The organism is Halopseudomonas sp. (assembly GCF_036961105.1).
Lineage (GTDB): Bacteria > Pseudomonadota > Gammaproteobacteria > Pseudomonadales > Pseudomonadaceae > Halopseudomonas.
In genome coordinates, this window is the sequence record NZ_JBALWW010000002.1 from 181,406 (window position 1) to 202,037 (window position 20,632).

Consider the following 20,632-nt stretch of genomic DNA (forward strand, 5'->3'; position numbering starts at 1 on the left):
ATGTTTGAAGCGACGCACATCAGCCTCTTCATCGCTCGGCGCCCTACCGAGGTCTATGCCTTCGCCTCAAACCCGCTGAACCTGCCGCGTTGGGCTACCGGTCTGGCCACTGCCGAAATCCGCTGGCAGCGCGATGCCTGGATAGCGCAGGCACCCTTTGGCGCAGTGAAGATAACATTTGCCGAGCCCAACGCATTCGGCGTAATGGATCACGACGTCGAACTCGAATCCGGCCAGACTTTCCACAACCCCATGCGAGTCATTGCCAATGGCGCGGGTAGCGAGTTCATCTTCACGCTGCTGCGCCAGCCCGAGATGAGCGACGATCAGTTCGCTACGGACAAGCTGGCGATAGAGACGGATCTGAAGCGGCTCAAGGAATTGCTCGAAGCGCCGCATTGAAGTACCTACTGCGATAGTGCCTCGCAACTGGGTGCCAGAGAACGGCCCCTGTCGACAGGGCCGATAAGATCAGCAGAGCATCGCCGGTTCAGCCAAGGGTTGGCGGATGAACGCCGGCACCGCCTGCAGATGCCGCTCGATGTCGCCGAGCACTGCATCATCTTCGGTGGCGTCGAACTTGCGGGCGAACAGATGATGGCTGGCAATCAGATGAGCAGAGTCGGCTGAGGTAAAGGTACGCGGCCGCAGCTTGATATCGCCGTCGGGAATCCAGTCAATCAGCCGCAGATCGTCCTGCATTATCTGCCCGTGGCAGTCATTGTTCATCATTACCGTTTGAAAGAAGCCCTCATCGGCGATGAAGCTGTTTCTATAGAACCGCTTGTAGCGTTTGGCTTCCTTTGCGGTGGATACGAACTCACAAAAACGCCGGCTGACAATCATCCACTGCGTGCCTATGTGCGGTGTCACGCCCTTGAGAAACTTGCGTGACAGATTAGGCCGGAATATGCGACTGCCCAGTTCAAAGCAGATGTCGAGCACGCGGTGCATGGTGTCCGGGCGTACGTCCTGCTGGTTGGCAGCCAGGATGTACTCGCGTTCAGGGTGCTTGCCTAGAAACTGACGAATGAACTCCTGGGTTTTCAGCGGAAAATCCTGACCACTGAGGTTGATGAAGTGAGTCCAGGAACTATTCTCTTCCAGTAGCTGTGCGATACCACGCAGCTCGATATTCACCAGGCTGTAGCCACCCCAGAGCGCCTTTTCCGGTTTCAGCGTACGGGCATTGGGATAATCACTCAGGAACCGCTGAATATCCTCTGAAAGTTCGCTACCGGAATTCTTGTCGATATGAATGAGGTAGTGATTCAGCGGGTGGTAAATGGCCTTGAACATGCGCTTGAACTGTTCTGGATACCGATGCACCAGAATGAGGTAGGCAATCATAATAATATTCCTGAACGAGACAGGAATAGTGACAGTACCGCGCTCCTGTTCCGATTTGGTAGAGGGTACCCATTGGCAAGGCGCATTCTTGTCCCCGACTTGATGGGGGCGAAACGGGCGTTTGCAATGACCGCGTGCAGGTAAATGTGCCAATGATCTGCAACAGACGTGGCAACCGGGCCTGACAAAGGCCAATCGAGATGCCATAGCTCGACCAGCTCTCAAAACCCGACTAGTCTTGGTTTGTTACACCCCAATTACACCCGACAAAAAACAATAAGAATATGACTCATCCTTCATTGCAGTCTGGGTCTTCATTTGTAGCCGCCACGCTGTTTGCCTTGCTCGCGTGGGCCGGGCAGGCATATGCGCAAAATGATCTGCCGGTGCTCAATGCAGGCTATATCACCTTCCCGCCTATTGCTTATACAGACGCCGATGGCAACGCCCAGGGCAGCATCATCGATCTCACCAATGCGCTGGCCGCCGACAGCGGCTATCAAATCAACTGGATCAATTACCCCATCAACCGGATTTATCACAGCCTGAGTACTGGCGATATCGACTTCTGGCCAGGTTCGCCGGCAGTGCCGGCCCTGCAGAACTTTACCCTTTCATCCAAACCGCTCGGCATCAGCGTCAAACTCTGCGCTTTCTCGTTACCCGACCAGCCGGTGCTCAACAACCCCAACGAGCTGGCGGACAAGCAACTGGTGCTGATTCGCGGCTACACCTATCGGGGGCAATTGGAAAAGGTGTTTGATCAGGCGCAATACCGACCAATAGTAGCGCCGGATCATGCAGCCGCGATGGAATTGCTGGTCAAGGGGCGCGGTCAATACCTGATCAGCTACGGTCACCCCATGCAACAGGTATTGCAGGACTATCCCCTGCGCGAGACGCGCTGCAACCCGCTTGACGAGTGGCCGCTGGTATACGTGATTTCTCTGCGCAACCCACAGGCGCAATTGATTGCCGACAAGCTGGACGCCGCCTTGGCGCGGCATCTGGCCGCTCAGCAAGCGCCAGCACCCGAGGTTGCAGCACCAGCGCTCGAACCGGCGCCCACCTCGGTACACTGGGCAGAACCCTGAGCCTTACTCGACGTTGCGCCATACCTCCAGGTTATTCTCACGCGCCACCCGACAGCGCTGATTGCGCGGCACGGCGGCCTCCAGGCCCAACTCCGCCAGTCGCGTCATAACGCGCTCTGCCTGTTCGGCAGGCAGTTGCTGCAGGGTATCGGTAGCGCGCTGCAGTACATAGCAGAGGTAGGGCTCCACTCCCACTTCAATAGCCGCGCCATGGTAATGCGTTGTGACCATGCCAACCTGGCGGACCTGCGGCTTATCCGACACCGGGCTGCCGTCGGCTGGTTGCATACGCGCTACAAAGTCTTCCAGGAATGCCAGCTTATCGGTCAGCTCGGGAAAGATATCCGCCGCGATATGCCGCAGCACCGGCTCCAAGGTGCGCGGCAGTTCATCATCGGCGCAGAACTCGGCAGGGTAATCGGCGTACTCCACCACATCCAGCCCCGGCGCGGTCATGCGCTCTACCCAGCGATAAACCCGCGGCGCACGCCGTTTCATGATGCCGGCTGGCACCGGATCGCGCCCCAGATGAGCAAACATGGGGCCAATCAGTCCATAGTCGGCAATCGAAGGTCGGCCGCCTAGCAGGTAGGCATGCTCGGCAAAATGCGCCTCCAGCAAATCCAGCAGCGTCTCGAAGGAGCGCTCAATCAGCGGCACGCTCTGCTCATTTACCCCCAGGCGCGGTAAATAGGAGTTCATACGGCCCATGATTTTGCTGGCCAGCTCCGGGTCAGAACCGCTGCTGAAGGCGTGAAACAGGAAGGCTTCCTGCTCGATGCGATATGACCAGCGATAGTGCATCGCCTGCTTGAGCATCGCTTGGCCACCGTAGTACTCGACGATCACCGCAACGACGCGCTGCAAAGGCGTACCGGGATAAGCCGGGTAGCTCACGCCGCGCTGCTCGAAATAATCGATGATGTCGATGGTGTCCTGAATCACCTGCCCTTCCGGCGTCTCGAGCACCGGGATGATGCCCCGCCCGATCTGCGGCTGGATGCGCTGGGTGAAGTCAGGGTGGGAAGTGGGCCGTTCGATATAGGCGATGCCCTGATTGCGCAGATAGCAGCGCGCCTTGCCGGTATACAGGGAGTGCGGCAGGCCATAAAGAATGTAGGGGGTATTGTCGCTGGACATGACAGATCCATTGTTATGGTTAGAAGACAGCCTCAGAACCTAGCGATCTTCCAGCCCGACGGCAACCCCGGATAGCCATATTTTCTCTGCTGATCTGGCCGGGCCGTAGAGCCGGGGTCGGCTGTAAGCCTGGGCGCTACGACGACTATTCTGCCGGCGCAGGCTCCAGCTTGGCCTGCCGCAGGTAGACGGACGTGAGCAGTGCCGTGGCCGCCATTATTAGAGCGCCAATCAGCGCGTTGGCATGCAGGGCGTCAGCAAAGCCCTGTTGTACAGCCGATAGCAAAGCCGCAGCCGTCTCGGTGGGCAACTGCTGCATGACGCCCAACGCCCCGCCCAGCGTATCGCTGGCTATCTCGGCCTGCGCCGGGGTGAGCCCGGCAGGCAGAGCTTCGCTCAAGTGCTGCCGATAGATTGCCGCGCCTATGCTGCCAATCACCGCGATACCCAGCGCCATGCCCAGCTCGGTGGCGGTCTCCGATGTTGCTGCAGCCGCGCCGGCCTTTTCCGGTGGTACCGAGCCAACCACCAGGTCGGTACCCAGAATCATTACCGGCATGATGCCGACACCCAGCAGCACCGTCCCCAGCACCATGAGTGCCACGCCTTCGCGCCCGTGCACCAGCAACAAAACCAATAGCCCCACGGTGGCCATCACCAGCCCAAGGCTGACGAACACCGAGGGTTTCAGGCGACGGGCAATGCGTGGCACCAACAGCGAAGCCGCCGTCTGCAGCGCTGCCGCCGGCAGCATCACCAGACCGGCGTCCAGTGCACTCAGCCCCGCGACACCCTGCAGGTACTGGAAGATCATCAGCCAGGCGCCGGAAAGCGCAAATATGGCCAACAACATGGATACCACCGAGACAGTGAACGCGCGGCGGCGAAACAGCGCCAGATCCAGCATGGGATCGGCCAGCCGCCGTTGGCGCAGCACAAACACCCGCGCCAGTGCAAAACCAGCCAGCACCGACATGCCGGCAAGCAGATTGAAACCGTCGCGAGCGGTATCTTTCAGCCCGTAGATAATCAACAGTAGCGCTGCAATGCTGAGCAAAGCACTGGGTATGTCCAGCCGCCCTGCCTGCGCCTCGCGGCACTCCGGCAGCAACAGGGGCCCGGCAAGCAGCAGCAGCGCCATCACCGGGACGCCAAGCAGGAACAGCGAACCCCACCAGAAGAACTCGAGCATGATGCCGCCGACCAGCGGGCCTATGGCGCTACCCACGATAAAGCCGGTCATCCAGACGGTGATCGCCAGCGTGCGCTCGCGCTCGTCATGGAACATGTTGCGGATCAGCGACAGGGTCGAAGGCATCAGCGTTGCGCCCGCCACGCCGAGTAAGGCCCGGGTGACAATCAGCATGCCCGCCGAGGTCGAGAAAGCGGCGGCTATCGACGCCAGGCCAAAGGCCAGCGCCCCGGCCAACAGCACACGACGACGCCCTATGCGATCACCCAGAGTACCCATGGTGATGAGAAAACCGGCCACCATGAAGCCGTAGATATCCAGAATCCACAGCAGCTGCGAGCTGGTCGGTTGCAGGTCTGCACTGAGGTGCGGCGCTGCCAGATGCAACAGCGTCATGTCCAGTGCCAGCAGCAAGGTCGGCAGCACCAGTACGGCCAGGCCAAACCATTCGCGGCGGCTGGCGCGCGGTGCGCCTGGGGCATCTGCCAGAATCTGTGAGGTCATCAGCTATGGGTCCGGTGAAAGGATATGTCTTATAGAGCGGCGTTCGCAGTTGCGCAAGATACAGCTGCAGCTACCTGCGGCGGTACAGCGGTTATTGCTGAACGGCTACAGGCAAAGTCGCTTGAGGCGCGGCGTTTCGACAGCCGTATGCAATAAAAAACAGGCACTCGGCGCGACGTATCTTGATACAACCCCGTGGCGCCTGAGCGGCAGGCCCAGCCCAGCCTTTCCTATACTCAGGCTCTATGCATGTATGCACGAGAATCATTTCGCACGATCAGAAACTTGTCAGGGACCTGACCAACCTAACCGGAGAACGGCATGAATAATCCCCGCATGTGCTGGAAACTGTTTTCGCCTATGCGCTCGGTCACCCATCCACTCGCCCTGGGTCTGGCATTGCTGGCCGCCCTCTGGACTTCAGCGGCGCTGGCGCATCACGGCTGGTCTTGGGCGCAGGACCAGCAGATGGAGCTGACCGGCGAGATTCTTGAGCTGCAGATCGCGCCACCGCACCCATGGCTGGAAGTGCAAACCGACGAAGGCACCTGGCGCGTAGAGCTGGGCAATCCACGCAACACCGAGCGCTCGGGCTTCAACCAGGATTCAGCCAGCGTCGGCGACAGCGTTACCGCGATTGGCAACCGCAGCAAGGATCAGTCAGAACTGCGCATGAAGGCGGTACAGATAAAGGTGAACGACAAGACCTACGATATCTATCCCGAGCGTATCCAGTAACGCCACGCGGCTGCTGGCTGGATCAGCCCCGCCATGGACGAACTCTGGGCAGCCATACAAGCGCTGCCGCCGGCCCAATGGCTGCGGGATGTTTCGCTGGCCTACATTCTGGTCAATGCGGCCCATATCGCCTCGCTGGGCCTGCTGGTCGGCTGCATAGTCACCCTCGATCTGCGCCTGCTGGGCGCTTTTGCCTCAGTGCCGCTGCCGCCGCTCTGGACTGTGCTAAGCCGCATGGCCGCAGCCGGGCTGATGCTAGTAGCGCTCACCGGGCTCTGGTTGTTCAGCGTCAATGCCGAGCAGTATGCGCACAATCGCGCCTTTCAGCTGAAGCTGGGCCTGCTGGCGCTGGCCGTGGCCAACGCCGCGTTGCTGCACTGGCGCATGCGGCCACGCAGCGGGCCCGGCAGCCAGCCGAATAGCGGGACCAAACTGCAGGCTGCGGCCTCGATTGCCCTTTGGCTCAGTGTTCTGCTTGCCGGCAGATGGATCGGCTTTGCCTGATCGGCCAGGTCTACTCAGCCACAGGCTGCTCACCGGCGAAACGAGGGGTCCTGTCTATCGCCAGCCAATGACTATGCCCGGCATACCCCCGCCCGCCCCACTCTGCTATCATTCTCACCCTTTTTCCGTCACCAACAGAAACTGCAGATCCATGCCCAGCCATAGCCAAACTCGTCAGATCCTCGTTACCAGCGCCCTGCCCTATGCCAATGGTTCTATCCATCTGGGGCACATGCTTGAGTACATTCAGACCGACATCTGGGTTCGCTTCCAGAAGTTGCGCGGGCATCAGGCGATCTACGTCTGTGCTGACGACGCCCATGGCTCGGCCATCATGCTGCGCGCCGAAAAGGAAGGCATCACCTCGGAGCAGTTGATCGACAACGTCAAGCTGGAGCATTCCACTGACTTTGCCGATTTTCTGGTGGATTTCGACAACTTCCACTCGACCCATTCGGACGAGAACCGCGAACTGTCGTCACTGATCTACGAACGTCTGAAAGAAGCTGGCCATATCAGCACCCGTTCGGTGACCCAGTATTTCGATCCCGAGAAGCAGATGTTTCTCGCCGACCGTTTCATCAAGGGCACCTGCCCCAAGTGCGCGGCCGAAGACCAGTACGGCGACAATTGCGAGAAGTGCGGTGCCACCTACGAGCCGACCGAGCTGAAAGACCCGCGCTCGGCCATTTCCGGCGCCACGCCGGTGCTCAAGGATTCCAAGCACTTCTTCTTCCGCCTGCAAGACTTCAGCGACATGCTCAAGCAGTGGACCCGCAGCGGCACCCTGCAGGAAGCCGTCGCCAACAAGATTGCCGAGTGGCTCGACAGCGGCCTGCACGAGTGGGATATCAGCCGCGATGCGCCCTACTTCGGCTTTGAAATTCCCGGCGAGCCCGGCAAGTATTTTTACGTATGGCTCGACGCGCCTATCGGCTACATGGCCAGTTTCAAGAACCTCTGCGCGCGTCGCCCGGAACTGAGCTTCGATGCTTTCTGGAATGCCGACTCCTCCGCCGAGCTGTACCACTTCATCGGCAAGGACATCGTCAACTTCCATACGCTGTTCTGGCCTGCGATGCTGGAAGGCGCGGGTTTTCGCAAGCCGACCGCCGTCAACGTGCACGGTTACCTGACGGTCAACGGCCAGAAGATGTCCAAGTCGCGCGGCACCTTCATCAAGGCGCGCACCTATCTGGACCATCTGTCGCCTGAATACCTGCGCTATTACTACGCGGCCAAGCTGGGCCGTGGCGTGGAAGACCTCGATCTGAACCTGGAAGACTTCGTGCAGAAGGTCAATTCCGATCTGGTCGGCAAGGTCGTCAATATCGCCAGCCGCTGCGCCGGTTTCATCCACAAGGGTAACGACGGCGTGATGGTTGATGCCAACCCGGCACCCGAGCTGACCGCCGCCTTTACCGCTGGTGCGCCGCTGATTGCCGATGCCTACGAGAAGCGCGACTTCTCCCGCGCCATGCGCGAGATCATGGGCCTGGCCGACAAGGCCAACGCCTGGATCGCTGACAAGGCGCCCTGGTCGCTGAACAAGCAGGACGGCAAGCAGGACGAGGTGCAGGCCATCTGCTCGCTGGGCGTCAACCTGTTCCGCCAGCTGGTGATCTTCCTCAAGCCGGTGCTGCCGCACCTGGCCGCTGATGCCGAAGCCTTCCTGAATGTGGCGCCGCTGCGCTGGGATGATCACCAGACGCTGCTGGCCAACCACCAGCTGAACGCCTTCAAACCGCTGATGGCGCGCATTGAACCGGCCAAGATTGAAGCCATGATCGATGCCTCCAGGGAAGATCTGGCCGCCGCCAGCGAAGCACCTGCGCCCGCAGCCGGTAACGGCGAACTGAGCAAGGAACCGCTGGAAGCCGAGATCAAGTTCGACGCCTTTGCCGCCGTTGACCTGCGCGTTGCGCTGATCGAAAAGGCCGAGTTCGTTGAAGGTGCCGACAAACTGCTACGCCTGTCGCTGGATATTGGCGACGCCAAGCGCAACGTGTTCTCCGGCATCAAGAGCGCTTACCCGGACCCGAGCAAGCTCGAAGGCCGGTTAACGCTCTATGTGGCCAACCTGGCGCCGCGCAAGATGAAGTTCGGCGTCTCCGAAGGCATGGTGCTGGCGGCCGGCCCTGGCGGCGAAGAGATCTTCCTGCTGAGCCCCGATGAAGGCGCCAAGCCGGGCCAGCGGGTCAAGTAACACCGAGCATAACGACAAAACCGGGAGCGGCCTTGCCGCTCTGATTAGCCGGAATCGGCCGCAGTGGTCAGCAGAACCGCACGCCGATTCCACACATGGGGTTGGGTAACATGGCTGAATTTGCCCTCATTCTGGTCAGTACCATTCTGGTCAACAACTTTGTGCTGGTGCAGTTTCTCGGCCTCTGTCCGTTCATGGGCGTGTCCGGCAAGCTGGAAACCGCCATTGGCATGTCGGCCGCCACCACCTTTGTGCTGACCCTGGCTTCGATCCTCAGTTATCTGACCTTCCAGTACATTCTGGTGCCACTGGATCTGGAGTTTCTGCGCACCATTTCCTTCATTCTGGTGATCGCCGTGGTCGTGCAGTTCACCGAAATGGTCGTGCACAAGACCAGCCCCCTTCTCTACCGGGTACTGGGCATCTTCCTGCCGCTGATTACTACCAACTGCGCAGTACTGGGCGTCGCCCTGCTGAACACTAACCGCGCCGAACAGACCTTCATGAAATCGGCTACCTATGGTCTGGGCGCGGCCATTGGTTTCTCGCTGATCCTGATCCTGTTTGCCGGCCTGCGTGAGCGCATCGCCATTGCCGATGTGCCCACCCCCTTTCGCGGCGCGGCCATCGGCATGATCACCGCCGGGCTGATGTCACTGGCCTTCATGGGCTTCACCGGCTTGATAAGGTTGTAAGCATGTCGATGATTCTCACTGCCGTAGTCGTTCTGCTGGGCCTGGCGCTGATTTTCGGCGCCATCCTGGGTTACGCCGCCATTCGCTTCAAGGTCGAGGGCGACCCCATCGTTGATCAGATCAACGATCTGTTGCCGCAGACCCAGTGCGGTCAGTGCGGCCACCCCGGCTGCAAGCCCTACGCCGAAGGCATCGCCAATGGCGAGCCGATCAACAAGTGTCCGCCAGGCGGTGAATCAACCATTCAGGCGCTGGCCGACCTGCTCGATGTGGAAGTACTGCCACTGGATGCCGAGCACGGCGAAGAAAAGCCCAAGATGGTCGCCTATATCCGCGAGGCAGAATGCATCGGCTGCACCAAGTGCATCCAGGCCTGCCCGGTCGACGCCATTCTTGGCGCCGCCAAGCAGATGCACACGGTAATCGTGGATGAATGCACCGGCTGCGACCTGTGCGTGGAGCCCTGCCCGGTCGACTGCATTGACATGCTGCCGCTGCCGACCACACCGCAGAACTGGAAGTGGGACTTTCCCTTGCCCGGCGCTGCCGTGATTGCTACCGATGCCCAGCGAGGAGCTGCCTGATGACCGCTGCCAGCCCCATTCGCATCTGGGACATTCCCGGTGGTATTCACCCTGCGGAGAACAAGCAGCAGTCCACTCGCCACGGTATTGAGACGGTGCCGCTGCCCGGCACACTGATTCTGCCGCTGCAACAGCATCTCGGTGCCCGCGCCGAGCCGTCGGTGCAAATCGGTGAGCGTGTCCTCAAGGGTCAGTTGATCGCCGAAGCCAGCGGCATGATCAGTTGCCCGTTGCATGCGCCGACCTCAGGTACAGTCACGGCTATCGGCCCGGCGCCCTACCCCCACGCCTCCGGCTTGGAAGAGTGGGCCATCACCCTTGAGGTAGATGGCCAGGACGAATGGATCGAGCTCGCGCCCATTGGCAAGTATCACGAACTGGAAGCCGCGACGCTGCTGGAAGTTATCCGCCAGGCAGGGATCAGCGGCCTGGGCGGCGCCGGCTTCCCGACCTCGGTAAAACTCAAGGCGCGGCCCGAGCAGAAGATTCATACGCTGATCATCAACGGCACCGAGTGCGAGCCGTACATCACCGCCGATGACAGCGCCATGCGTTACCGCGCCGAGCAGATTGTTGCCGGCATCGAAATTCTGCAGCACATTCTGCACCCCGAGCAGGTGCTGATCGGCATTGAAGACAACAAACCCGAAGCCATCAGCGCCATGCGTGCTGCCGTGGGTGATCGTAGCAGTCTGCAGGTGGTGGTTTTCCCGACCAAATACCCCTCGGGCGGCGAGAAGCAACTGATCCAGATCCTGACCGGCAAGGAAGTGCCCAGCGGCGGTCTGCCGGCTGACATCGGCATGGTCTGCCAGAACATCGGCACCTTGCTGGCGATCCACGATGCCGTGCTGCTCGGGCAACCACTGATCAAGCGCATCACCACCCTGACCGGTGACGCCCTGAGCCATCCCACCAACGTGGAAGCGCTGATTGGCACGCCCATCAGCCACCTGCTGGAGTTTGCCGGCCTGCAGCCCGAGCGCCTGTACCGTCTGGTGATGGGCGGGCCGATGATGGGCTTTACCCTGCAAAGCACCGCTGCGCCCATCATCAAGACCACCAACTGCCTGTTGGCCGGCACCCGCGATGAATTGCCACCGCCACCCCCGGCGCAGCCCTGCATCCGTTGCGGCCTGTGCGCCGAGGCCTGCCCGGCGGAGCTGCTGCCGCAACAGCTGCATTTCTTCGCCATGGGCAAGGATTACGAGCAGCTCAAGCGGCAGAATCTGTTTGATTGCATCGAGTGTGGCGCCTGCTCCTACGTCTGCCCCAGCAGCATTCCGCTGGTGCAGTACTACCGTGCGGCCAAGTCCGACATCCGCGCGCTCGACCTGCAGCAGCACAAGGCCGATCACTCCAAGCAGCGCTTTGAGCACCGCCAGGAGCGCCTGCAACGTGAAGCCGAGCAGAAGGAACGTGATCGTCAGGCGCGGGCAGACAAAGCCGCACGCCTGAAGGCGGCCAAGGAAGCCGAAGCCGCCAAGCCAAGCGCCGAGAGCGACAGCAGCGACAGCGCCTCTGCCGAACCAGACGTAGCGCGCCTGCAAGCGCAGAAACCCAGCGGCCTGAGCCCCGAGCAAAAGCAGCTGAAGATCGCTGCCGCTACCGCGCAGATGGCGCTGAAAAAAGCCAACAAGCAGCTCGCTGCCAACCCGGACAACACCGACCTGCAGGCGCAGATACCCGAGCTGGAACAAGCCGCGCGCGAAGCGCAGGAAGCCTTCGACAAGGCCCAGGGCGAGGTCGCCACCCAGCCCGCGGCAGAACCCGTGGCCGGTGCGGACGATGCCAAGAAGCTTAAGATTGAGGCCGCCATGCTGCGCGCCAATCTGAAGAAGGCCGAACGCGCCGCGGGTGACAACCCCAGCGCCGAGCAACAGGCGGAGCTGACCAAACTGCGCGAAGAGGCCGAGGCCGCGGAGGCGCGGGTACCTGCTGCGCCAGTTGCCAAAAAACCGGTCGATGAGAACCTGAAGAAAGCCAAACTGGACCTGGCGATGGCCCGTGCGGCAGTTAAAAAGACCGAGCGCGAACTGGCCAACAATCCGGACGACGAGAGTTTGAAGGCCCAGCTCACAAGCCAGCAACAGGTTTATTCCGCTGCCGAGCAGGCCCTGCATGAAGCTGAAAACAGCAGCCCCATTGCGCCGCCCGAACGTCAGAAGGTCGACAAGAAACCGGTGGATGAAAATCTGCGCGAACTGAAAACCAATCTCGCCACCTGCAAAGCCGATTTCAAACGCGCCGAGCGCGAACTGCAGGCCGCCAAGGATGCACAGACCGATACCACTGCCGCGCAGGAACAGCTCACCGCCACCCGCGCCAAACTGGATGCCGCTGCCAAGGCCTTCGCCGATTACATGGCCAGCAAGGAGACCGACTGATGGCTCTGGTACGCATGACCTCGCCCCACGCCAAGGGCAACAACCACACCCAGACCATTATGCTCTGGGTGCTGGGCGCCACGCTGCCCGGCGTGCTGGCCATGACCTGGTTCTTCGGTTTCGGCACCCTGATCAATATCTGCTTCGCCAGTCTGGTCGCGCTAACGGTCGAGAGCCTGATCCTGTGGATTCGCAAACGTCCCATTGCCTTCTACCTGCGCGATGGCAGCGCCCTGGTCACCGCCTGGTTGCTGGCCCTCGCCCTGCCGCCCTACGCGCCCTGGTGGCTGACGCTGGTAGCCACTGCCTTCGCCATCGTGTTTGGCAAGCAGTTGTATGGCGGCCTGGGTCAGAATCCGTTCAACCCGGCCATGCTGGGCTATGCCGTGGTGCTGATCTCCTTCCCGGTCGAAATGACCAGTTGGCCGGCCTGGCGCGGCGTCGAGTCCGTGCTGCCCGATGTGCAGGCCACGCTTGGCTTGTTTGACGGCCTGGCACGCATATTCCTGCCCGCCAGCCAGGCGATTGACGCCTGGACCATGGCCACGCCGCTGGATGTGCTCAAGACCAATACCAGCCTCACCATGAGCGAATTGCAAGCCAGCAAGCCGGTATTCGGCAGCCTGGCCGGCCACGGCTGGGAATGGGTCAGCCTGGCCTATCTGGCCGGCGGCATCGCCCTGCTGTACAAGCGCATCTATACCTGGCACGCGCCGGTCGGCATGCTCGGCGCCCTGGCGGTCATGAGCCTGCTGTTCTGGAACGGCAGCGGTTCGGGCTCCAACGGCTCGCCGCTGTTCCATCTGCTCAGCGGCGCCAGCATGCTGGGCGCCTTTTTCATCGTCACCGACCCGGTCTCAGGCGCCACCAGCAAGCTGGGGCGGCTGATCTTTGGCGCCGGCGTCGGCATACTGGTCTACTGCATTCGCGCCTGGGGTGGCTACCCCGATGCCGTGGCCTTTGCCGTGCTGCTGATGAACCTGGCTGCACCGACCATCGACTACTACAGCACGCCCCGCACCTACGGTCACCGCAAGGCCAAGCGCGGCATGGGCAAAACGGACTGAGCATGGAAAACCCTATCAGCACCCGCAGCTCGGTACTGCGCAACAGCATTATTCTGGGCCTTTTCGCCATGGCTACCGTGGGCTTGATCGCCATTACCCAGCAGAGCACGGCCGAGCGTATCAGCGAGGCCCAGCGCAGGGTGCAGCTCAGCGCCCTGAACGAGATTCTGCCGCACGAGCAACACGACAATGACCTGCTAGCCGACAGTTTTGCCGTCGACGATTATCAGTACCTGCGCCTGAGTGAGCCGCGTGAAGGCTACCGTGCCCGCCAAAATGGCGAAGTCACAGCGGTGATACTGCCGGTGGTCGCGCCCGAGGGCTACAGTGGGCGTATCGATCTGCTGGTGGGCATCTACGCCAATGGCGAGATAGCCGGCGTGCGCGCGGTCAATCATCGCGAAACGCCCGGTCTGGGCGACAAGATTGAAGTGACCAAGAGCCCCTGGGTACTCGATTTCAATGGCAAGAGTCTGGAAATGCCGGTCCCGGAAAACTGGGCAGTGAAGAAGGACGGCGGCGAATTCGACCAGTTTACCGGCGCCACCATCACCCCACGCGCCGTGGTCCAGGCGGTGTACCAGAGCCTGAACTACTTTGCAGAGCATCGCGACAGCCTGTTGCTGTCCGCCGAGGAGCCCGCCAATGGCAACTAAGTCGCTATCCGAAATCACCGCAGACGGCCTCTGGCACAACAATCCGGGCCTGGTGCAGCTGCTCGGGCTGTGCCCGCTGCTGGGCGTCAGCAGCTCGGTAGTCAACGCCCTGGGCCTGGGCCTGGCAACCATGCTGGTACTGACCGGCTCCAATCTGGCCGTCTCGCTGATCCGCAGCGCGGTGACCGATGCCGTGCGATTGCCCGCCTTTGTGATGATCATCGCCGCGCTGACCACCTGCATCGAACTATTGATGCAGGCCTTCACCTACGAGCTGTACCAGATCCTCGGCATTTTCATCCCGCTGATTGTGACCAACTGCGTGATTCTCGGCCGCGCCGACGCCTTCGCCTCAAAAAATGCGATTCTACCCTCGCTGGTGGATGGCTTCATGATGAGCCTGGGCTTTGCATTGGTACTGGTTGTACTGGGCGGCCTGCGCGAGCTGGTGGGCCACGGCACCCTGTTCGCCGGCATGGATCTGCTGCTCGGCCCGCTTGCTGCGGACTGGAAACTGGTGGTATTCCCCAACTACAAGGATGTGCTTTTCGTCATTCTGCCGCCCGGCGCCTTCCTGTTCATGGGGCTGCTGATTGCCTTGAAGAATGTGATTGACGCCAAGGTCAAGGCACGCGCCGCAGCGCGCGAGGCCAAGCCCGCTGCCGGTAGCAAGCGTGTTCGCGTCACCGGCACCATCAGCTGAGGCGGCGGATGAACAAGGAAAAGCGCTACGAGATCTTCCGCCGACTGCGTGAGGATAATCCCACCCCAACTACCGAGCTCAACTTCAGCTCGCCCTTCGAGCTGCTGGTCGCCGTCACCCTCTCTGCCCAGGCAACCGATGTGGGCGTCAACAAGGCGACCGCCAGGCTGTTTCCCGTGGCCAATACGCCCGAAGCCATCTACGCGCTCGGGGTGGATGGGCTGTCGGAATACATCAAGACCATCGGGCTGTTCAACAGCAAGGCGCGCAACGTGATCGCCGCCTGCAAAATGCTCATAGAGCTGCACAACAGCGAAGTGCCGGACAATCGCGAAGCGCTGGAAGCGCTGCCGGGCGTCGGCCGCAAGACCGCCAACGTGGTGCTCAATACCGCCTTTGGCCATCCCGCCATGGCGGTGGATACGCACATCTTCCGGGTCAGCAATCGCACCGGTATCGCACCGGGCAAGAACGTACTGGAAGTCGAAAAAAAGCTCATGCGCTTTGTGCCAAAGGAGTTTCTCGTTGACGCCCACCACTGGTTGATCCTGCACGGCCGCTATGTGTGCAAGGCGCGTACGCCGCAGTGCGGCAGTTGCCGCATTGAAGACCTCTGCGATTACAAGTACAAAACCGGCGAGTAAGAGTCTTCGAATTTTCCTGCATATTTGATTGAAAAAATCTATTTCCGCAAAACTCGGACTCCGTTTATAAGGTGCGCAAATGGCATCATCATTGCGGAGTTGAGTCATGGCCAAAGCAAAAAGCGATATAGAACTGGACGATGACGAGTTCATCGAAGAAGACGACACCCCCGATACCGACAATGCGCCCAATTCCAAGGCCAGTCTGACCAAGCGCCGCTTGATCGACAATTATCTGGAAGAACGCCGCCTGCAACGGGAATTATCGGACTTCGATTTCGACTGACATTCACTTGCTGCTGCGAAGCCCGCAGCAGCGGCAAGCCCTTGCAAAGCGATCCGGCCTGATTAACGGCTCCTATCGCAACCATTAGGCTTTTTCGCTTTCAGTAATCGACGCAGCAGGCTACTCTGCACATCAATAGTAATGATTCTCATTATCTGATTGATTGCCAGAGGTGTCCCATGTTGAAAACCATCACTTTTGCCTGCATGCACTTTTCCATCGCCTTCGGCGTGGTCTACCTGATGACCGGAAGTGTTCTCATCGGCGGCGCCGTGGCGCTGGTAGAACCTTCGGTCAATACCGTGGCCTTCTACTTCCATGAAAAAGTCTGGAAGCGTTATGAGCAGCGCAAGCAACTCAAGCTGCATCCCAATTCGCCTGTGTTTCAGGCGTAAGTCGAGCCCGACCGCCCGGAAAAGGTGCAAAGCAGCGGTGTAATAGCACGTGACGGTATTTTGCCAGCATTAAGCGGGAACTTTCCGGCCATTTTGGGGGTATATTCCCTGTAGCCACATGGAAATGTCTATGACCCGAATCAAGCTGCACCATCCGTTATATCTCTGCGCCGGTCTGTTGTTCTCACTATTATCGCTTGCCGCTTCCGCAGAGCCCTTTGCCTACCCGGAAACCAATCCCTTCATGGCGACTGTCGCCGGAACGCCGGAAGAACTCCGGGCTCCGGTTCCCGACGAAGTCGATGTCCAGCAGGATGACCTGTCGGTGCGCGTGTTGCCCGATCGTGTCTTGCCCCCGGCATTGTCACGTTATCGCGACTTGCGTTTCCGTGTTGCCTGGCAGGACGACCCTGCTCCACTGATTTTTCTGATCGCCGGGACCGGCTCAGGTTTTGACAGTGCGCGCATGGACTACCTCAAGCGACTGTTCTGGCAGGCCGGAATGCACGTGATAGTGCTGTCCTCACCCTCGAATTACGACTTCATCGCTGCCGCCTCCAATACCGGCATGCCGGGCATGGGCGCGGAAGACGCGCGCGACCTGCATACCGCCATGACACTGGCCTTGCAGGAAGCTCAGGACCAGAAGGGATTTGAAGTGACCGAGTATCGCCTGGCCGGCTTCAGTCTGGGCGCGCTGCACGCTGCCTTTGTGGCGGAGCTGGATACCCATCTGGGGCAGTTCAACTTCAGCAAGGTATTGCTGCTCAACCCGCCGGTGGATCTGTACGCATCGGTTGGCCGGCTGGATGAACTGTCCTACACCCGTATTGACGGTGTCAGCGATACCGAGAGTTTCTATGAGCACATTTTCCAGAAGCTTTCCCGGCATTTTGCCGAGCGCGGCGATGCCGATATCCAGAGCACCCTGTTCTATGAGATCCAGAATTCACCAGAAGCCCTGACCGATCCTGAGCTGGCGATGCTGATTGGCGCGGTATTCCGCTTCTCCGCCGCCGACCTCAACTTCATGAGCGATCTGATCAACAATGGTGGGCGCTTCGCCCCAGTGGACAAGGAGCTCAAGGTCAGTACATCCCTGACACCCTATCTGCGACGCGCACTGTTCTGCGACTTCACCTGCTATATCAACAGCCAACTGTGGCCCGCCTGGGAAGCAAAGAACGCCGGTCGCAGCATAGAAGACATGGCCTATGAAACCAGCCTGCGCAGCCTGCACAGCTTCTTCCAGGACAATGAAAAAGTGGCGGTGGTGAGTAACGCCGACGACTTTATCCTGACCCGTGAAGATTACCAGTTCCTCGCTACTACCTTTACCGAGCGTGCCTACCTCTATCCGCACGGCGGGCATGGCGGCAATCTCGACTACAAGCCGGTAGCCGAGCGCTATATGACGTTCCTGCAAGGAGGCAACCATGAATAAGGTCTGGCTGATCGGCCTGATGGGCTGTCTGTGTTACAGCACGGCGCAGGCTGCCGATGATGAAAAGTTCTTCTCCGTGGGCGGTACCCATGGGAGCACTATCGATTTTCCTGCCTACCAGGACCCACTGACCGAGCTGGAGATTGATGAGCGCGATAATCGCTATCAATTTGAACGCTCCAGTTTGCGCGCGCTGAACGTGCAGGATCCACTGGAGGGCATGAATCGGGTCATCTATCGCTTCAATGCGGAGTTTGATCAGTATGTGTATTTGCCGGTTGTGCGTGGCTACGTCTGGGCGACCCCCGGCTTTGTGCGCACCGGTGTGTCCAACGTCACCAACAACCTGCGCGATGTTCCGCATCTGGCCAACAGTCTGCTGCAGCTCAAGTTCGAGCGCAGCGCCAGTACTACTGCCCGTTTGCTGTTCAACACCATTCTCGGGTTAGGCGGTCTGTTTGACGTTGCGGACGCCATGGGGCTGCCGCAACAGCAGGAAGATTTTGGCCAGACCCTGGGGCATTATGGCGTGCCGCCCGGACCCTATCTGGTCATCCCCTTTCTGGGACCATCGAACCTGCGTGACGGCACTGGCTACCTGGTTGACTGGGCTATCGACGACAAGGTCGATCTCATGGGGCACCGCGACTATATGAACGATAACCCCTACACCTGGGCTCTGTGGGCGATTGATCTGCGCTATCAGACTCCATTCCGCTATGGCGCGCTGGACACGCCATTCGAGTATGACCAGGTGCGCTACCTGTACACCAAGCTGCGCGAATTTCAGGTCGACAACTGAGTTGCCGGGCGGCCTCGGCGCCGCCCGTTTCCGCTACCCAACCCGAAAGATGATGTGATCTTCCCAGTCATCATCCGCCACGCTGCCCTCGGCCAGCATCTGGCCAGACAGGGAGATACCCGCCTTGTGTACCGCGTTGCGATCGCCACAAATCAGATGGTGCCAGGGTGGCAGATCACTGCCCTCTGCTACCAGACGATAGCCACAGGTGGGCGGTAACCAGGCAAAATCGGCGGCGGCGCCCGGCGTGAGCTGAATGCAGTCGGGTACCTTGGCTTGCCGATTGGGGTAGTCACTGCACTGGCAGCTCTTGTGGTCCAGCAGCTTGCAGGCAATACGGGTGTAATAGAACACCTGAGGCTCGTCTTCATCTTCCAGCTTTTGCAGGCAGCACAAACCGCAGCCGTCGCAAAGCGATTCCCATTCCTGCTGATCCATCTCGCTCAGAGATTTGCGTTGCCAGAACGGCAGTACGCGCATGGCCATGGCTCAGCCCTCCTCTGCCAGCACGTCCTGCAACCAATCGAGCAGACGGTTCAGGTCGAAGGGAAAGTCCAGCTCGGCGCCGGTATCCTCGCGGCGCACTACCGGTATGCGCAACTGATAGCGCTGCATCAGCTCATCGCTATCGCTGATATCCAGCTCGCGCACCTGCACGCCGTTTGCCTGCAGGGGCGCCAGTTCAGCCATGGCCATCTCGCACAGATGGCAGGCGCTGGTGCCGTAAAGCGTAATAAGTGTCATGCCGGTCGCAATTGCTCTGAGGTGGTCGAAACGGGTCGTCATTCTACCCCTTTGCCCCGCCGCTGCCGACCACCTTCGGGCGCAAAACGACAGGCTTCGTGGCCTTGGCAGCGTCGGCCGCATCCCACATACTCAGCGCACTACTACGGAGACATCTATGGATTGGGAAACACTGCTGTGCCGCGAGCGTCTCGGCAAGCCGCTGGCCAGCGCTGACGAATTGGGGCGTACCCCCTTCCACAAGGATCATGATCGCGTCATTTTCTCCGGCGCCTTCCGCCGCCTGGGCAAGAAGACCCAGGTGCACCCGGTCTCCAGCAACGATCACATTCACACCCGCCTTACCCATAGCCTGGAAGTAGGCTGCGTCGGCCGTTCGCTGGGCATGCGCGTGGGCGAAATGCTGCGCGGCGAGATGCCGGACTGGTGCCAGCCGGCCGATCTGGGCGTGATAGTCCAGGCCGCCTGCCTGGCCCACGACATCGGCAACCCGCCTTACGGCCATTCCGGTGAAGACGCCATTCGCCACTGGTTCCGGCAGGCAGCCGAACACGGAATGCTGGATAACCTGAGCGAGGCGCAGCGGCAGGACTTTCTGCATTTTGAAGGCAACGCGCAGGGTTTTCGCGTACTCACCCAGATCGAGTATCACCAGGCGGAGGGCGGCATGCGCCTGACCTACGCCACTCTGGGCGCGTATCTCAAGTACCCCTGGACCGCGCAGCACGCTGACAGCCTGGGCTACAAGAAACACAAGTTCGGCTGTTATCAGGCCGAATATCCCCTGCTGCAACAGATTGCCGACAAGTTGGGTCTGCCCGCTCAGGGTGAACAGCAGTGGGCGCGCCATCCATTGGTGTATCTGGTGGAGGCTGCCGACGATATCTGTTACGGCCTGATCGATCTGGAAGACGGCCTGGAAATGGAGCTGCTGGGCTATGAAGAGGTGGAACAGGTGCTGCTCGACCTGGTGGGCGACGATTTGCCCGAGACCTACCGCCAGCTCGGGCCGCTGGACTCGCAACGTCGCCGCTTGGCGATCCTGCGCGGCAAGGCCATTGAGCACCTGGTGAACGCTGCAGCCGAAGCCTTTATTGAACAGCAGCCGGCCTTGCTTGCTGGCGAGCTCCAGGGAGACCTGGTCGAACACATGCACGGCGCTGCGCGGCGTTGTGTGCTGGAGGCCAAGCAGATGGCGCGCAAGCGTATCTTCCAGGACAAGCGCAAAACCGTGGTCGAGATCGGCGCCTACAGCACGCTGGAAACATTGCTGAATGCGTTTTGCGGAGCGGTTACCGAGCTGCACGCCGGTCAGAATCTGAGCTTCAAGCATCAGCGCATACTTGACCTGCTGGGACACACCATTCCGCAAGCGGACTGGGACCCCTACCGCAGCTACCTGCGGGTAGTGGATTTTATTGCGGGCATGACCGATCTGTATGCGGCCGATCTGGCCACCCGTATCCGCGGCATCAACCTGCCCTGAATCCGCGCCGC

General features: G+C 60.3%; 21 protein-coding genes and 1 pseudogene. 17 read left to right on the forward strand and 5 right to left on the reverse strand.

Annotated elements, in window-relative coordinates:
- Positions 1-402, forward strand: a complete 402-nt coding sequence (locus V7756_RS03640; protein WP_335608794.1) for an SRPBCC family protein — start codon at positions 1-3, stop codon at positions 400-402.
- 69 nt (positions 403-471) lie between these two features.
- Here the strand turns inward: V7756_RS03640 and V7756_RS03645 are convergent, their stop codons facing one another.
- Positions 472-1,350, reverse strand: coding sequence for a beta-1,6-N-acetylglucosaminyltransferase (locus V7756_RS03645; protein WP_335608795.1), 879 nt, complete (start codon positions 1,348-1,350; stop codon positions 472-474).
- A gap of 284 nt (positions 1,351-1,634) precedes the next feature.
- On the opposite strand from V7756_RS03645, the gene V7756_RS03650 reads away from it, so the two are divergent.
- Positions 1,635-2,444, forward strand: coding sequence for a substrate-binding periplasmic protein (locus V7756_RS03650; protein ID WP_335608796.1), 810 nt, complete (start codon positions 1,635-1,637; stop codon positions 2,442-2,444).
- Positions 2,445-2,447: 3 nt separating this feature from the next.
- Here the strand turns inward: V7756_RS03650 and V7756_RS03655 are convergent, their stop codons facing one another.
- Positions 2,448-3,584, reverse strand: coding sequence for a glutathione S-transferase family protein (locus V7756_RS03655; protein WP_335608797.1), 1,137 nt, complete (start codon positions 3,582-3,584; stop codon positions 2,448-2,450).
- Between the two features lie 145 nt (positions 3,585-3,729).
- The gene (locus V7756_RS03660; RefSeq protein WP_335608798.1) at positions 3,730-5,280 is read right to left on the reverse strand and encodes an MFS transporter; all 1,551 of its coding nucleotides are present in this window, start codon (positions 5,278-5,280) and stop codon (positions 3,730-3,732) included.
- A gap of 321 nt (positions 5,281-5,601) precedes the next feature.
- On the opposite strand from V7756_RS03660, the gene V7756_RS03665 reads away from it, so the two are divergent.
- The 14 genes and pseudogenes from V7756_RS03665 to V7756_RS03730 all read left to right on the forward strand — a co-directional run.
- On the forward strand, positions 5,602-6,018 hold the full coding sequence (locus V7756_RS03665) for a DUF6152 family protein (protein WP_335608799.1): 417 nt from the start codon (positions 5,602-5,604) through the stop codon (positions 6,016-6,018).
- A 33-nt stretch (positions 6,019-6,051) separates the two neighbouring features.
- On the forward strand, positions 6,052-6,522 hold the full coding sequence (locus V7756_RS03670; protein ID WP_335608800.1) for a DUF2214 domain-containing protein: 471 nt from the start codon (positions 6,052-6,054) through the stop codon (positions 6,520-6,522).
- A gap of 151 nt (positions 6,523-6,673) precedes the next feature.
- Positions 6,674-8,728, forward strand: a complete 2,055-nt coding sequence (gene metG / locus V7756_RS03675) for a methionine--tRNA ligase (protein WP_335608801.1) — start codon at positions 6,674-6,676, stop codon at positions 8,726-8,728.
- A gap of 110 nt (positions 8,729-8,838) precedes the next feature.
- Complete coding sequence (gene rsxA / locus V7756_RS03680) at positions 8,839-9,423, forward strand: electron transport complex subunit RsxA (RefSeq protein ID WP_092288309.1); 585 nt, start codon at positions 8,839-8,841, stop codon at positions 9,421-9,423.
- Between the two features lie 2 nt (positions 9,424-9,425).
- Positions 9,426-10,007: an electron transport complex subunit RsxB gene (gene rsxB, locus V7756_RS03685; RefSeq protein ID WP_335608802.1), complete on the forward strand. Its 582-nt coding sequence runs from the start codon at positions 9,426-9,428 to the stop codon at positions 10,005-10,007.
- Positions 10,007-12,394 carry an electron transport complex subunit RsxC gene (rsxC, locus tag V7756_RS03690; protein ID WP_335608803.1) on the forward strand — a complete coding sequence of 796 codons (2,388 nt, stop codon included), beginning with the start codon at positions 10,007-10,009 and terminating at the stop codon, positions 12,392-12,394. Before rsxB ends, rsxC begins: the two co-directional genes overlap by 1 nt.
- A complete protein-coding gene (gene rsxD / locus V7756_RS03695; protein ID WP_335608804.1) occupies positions 12,394-13,461 on the forward strand; it encodes an electron transport complex subunit RsxD in 1,068 nt (355 codons plus the stop codon). The genes rsxC and rsxD overlap by 1 nt, the downstream gene beginning before the upstream one ends.
- Positions 13,462-13,463: 2 nt before the next feature.
- Positions 13,464-14,117 carry an electron transport complex subunit RsxG gene (rsxG, locus tag V7756_RS03700; protein ID WP_335608805.1) on the forward strand — a complete coding sequence of 218 codons (654 nt, stop codon included), beginning with the start codon at positions 13,464-13,466 and terminating at the stop codon, positions 14,115-14,117.
- The gene (locus V7756_RS03705; protein WP_335608806.1) at positions 14,107-14,820 is read left to right on the forward strand and encodes an electron transport complex subunit E; all 714 of its coding nucleotides are present in this window, start codon (positions 14,107-14,109) and stop codon (positions 14,818-14,820) included. Before rsxG ends, V7756_RS03705 begins: the two co-directional genes overlap by 11 nt.
- An 8-nt stretch (positions 14,821-14,828) precedes the next feature.
- Positions 14,829-15,464 carry an endonuclease III gene (gene nth / locus V7756_RS03710; RefSeq protein ID WP_335608807.1) on the forward strand — a complete coding sequence of 212 codons (636 nt, stop codon included), beginning with the start codon at positions 14,829-14,831 and terminating at the stop codon, positions 15,462-15,464.
- Between the two features lie 106 nt (positions 15,465-15,570).
- Positions 15,571-15,750, forward strand: coding sequence for a PA3496 family putative envelope integrity protein (locus V7756_RS03715; RefSeq protein WP_335608808.1), 180 nt, complete (start codon positions 15,571-15,573; stop codon positions 15,748-15,750).
- Between the two features lie 179 nt (positions 15,751-15,929).
- Positions 15,930-16,145 (forward strand): DUF2061 domain-containing protein, encoded by a 216-nt coding sequence (locus tag V7756_RS03720; RefSeq protein WP_335608809.1) that lies wholly within the window; start codon positions 15,930-15,932, stop codon positions 16,143-16,145.
- Between the two features lie 130 nt (positions 16,146-16,275).
- Complete coding sequence (locus V7756_RS03725; RefSeq protein WP_335608810.1) at positions 16,276-17,589, forward strand: serine/threonine protein kinase; 1,314 nt, start codon at positions 16,276-16,278, stop codon at positions 17,587-17,589.
- A 166-nt stretch (positions 17,590-17,755) separates the two neighbouring features.
- A pseudogene (locus V7756_RS03730) lies at positions 17,756-18,391 on the forward strand (MlaA family lipoprotein); the annotation flags it as partial.
- Positions 18,392-18,424: 33 nt separating this feature from the next.
- Here the strand turns inward: V7756_RS03730 and V7756_RS03735 are convergent.
- Together V7756_RS03735 and V7756_RS03740 are read right to left on the reverse strand one after the other, a co-directional pair.
- A complete protein-coding gene (locus tag V7756_RS03735; protein ID WP_335608812.1) occupies positions 18,425-18,877 on the reverse strand; it encodes a YcgN family cysteine cluster protein in 453 nt (150 codons plus the stop codon).
- A 3-nt stretch (positions 18,878-18,880) separates the two neighbouring features.
- Positions 18,881-19,177 carry a glutaredoxin family protein gene (locus V7756_RS03740; RefSeq protein WP_335608813.1) on the reverse strand — a complete coding sequence of 99 codons (297 nt, stop codon included), beginning with the start codon at positions 19,175-19,177 and terminating at the stop codon, positions 18,881-18,883.
- Between the two features lie 115 nt (positions 19,178-19,292).
- Here V7756_RS03740 and V7756_RS03745 point away from each other — a divergent pair, with 115 nt between their 5' ends.
- On the forward strand, positions 19,293-20,621 hold the full coding sequence (locus V7756_RS03745) for a deoxyguanosinetriphosphate triphosphohydrolase (protein ID WP_335608814.1): 1,329 nt from the start codon (positions 19,293-19,295) through the stop codon (positions 20,619-20,621).
- Positions 20,622-20,632: the final 11 nt, after the last annotated feature.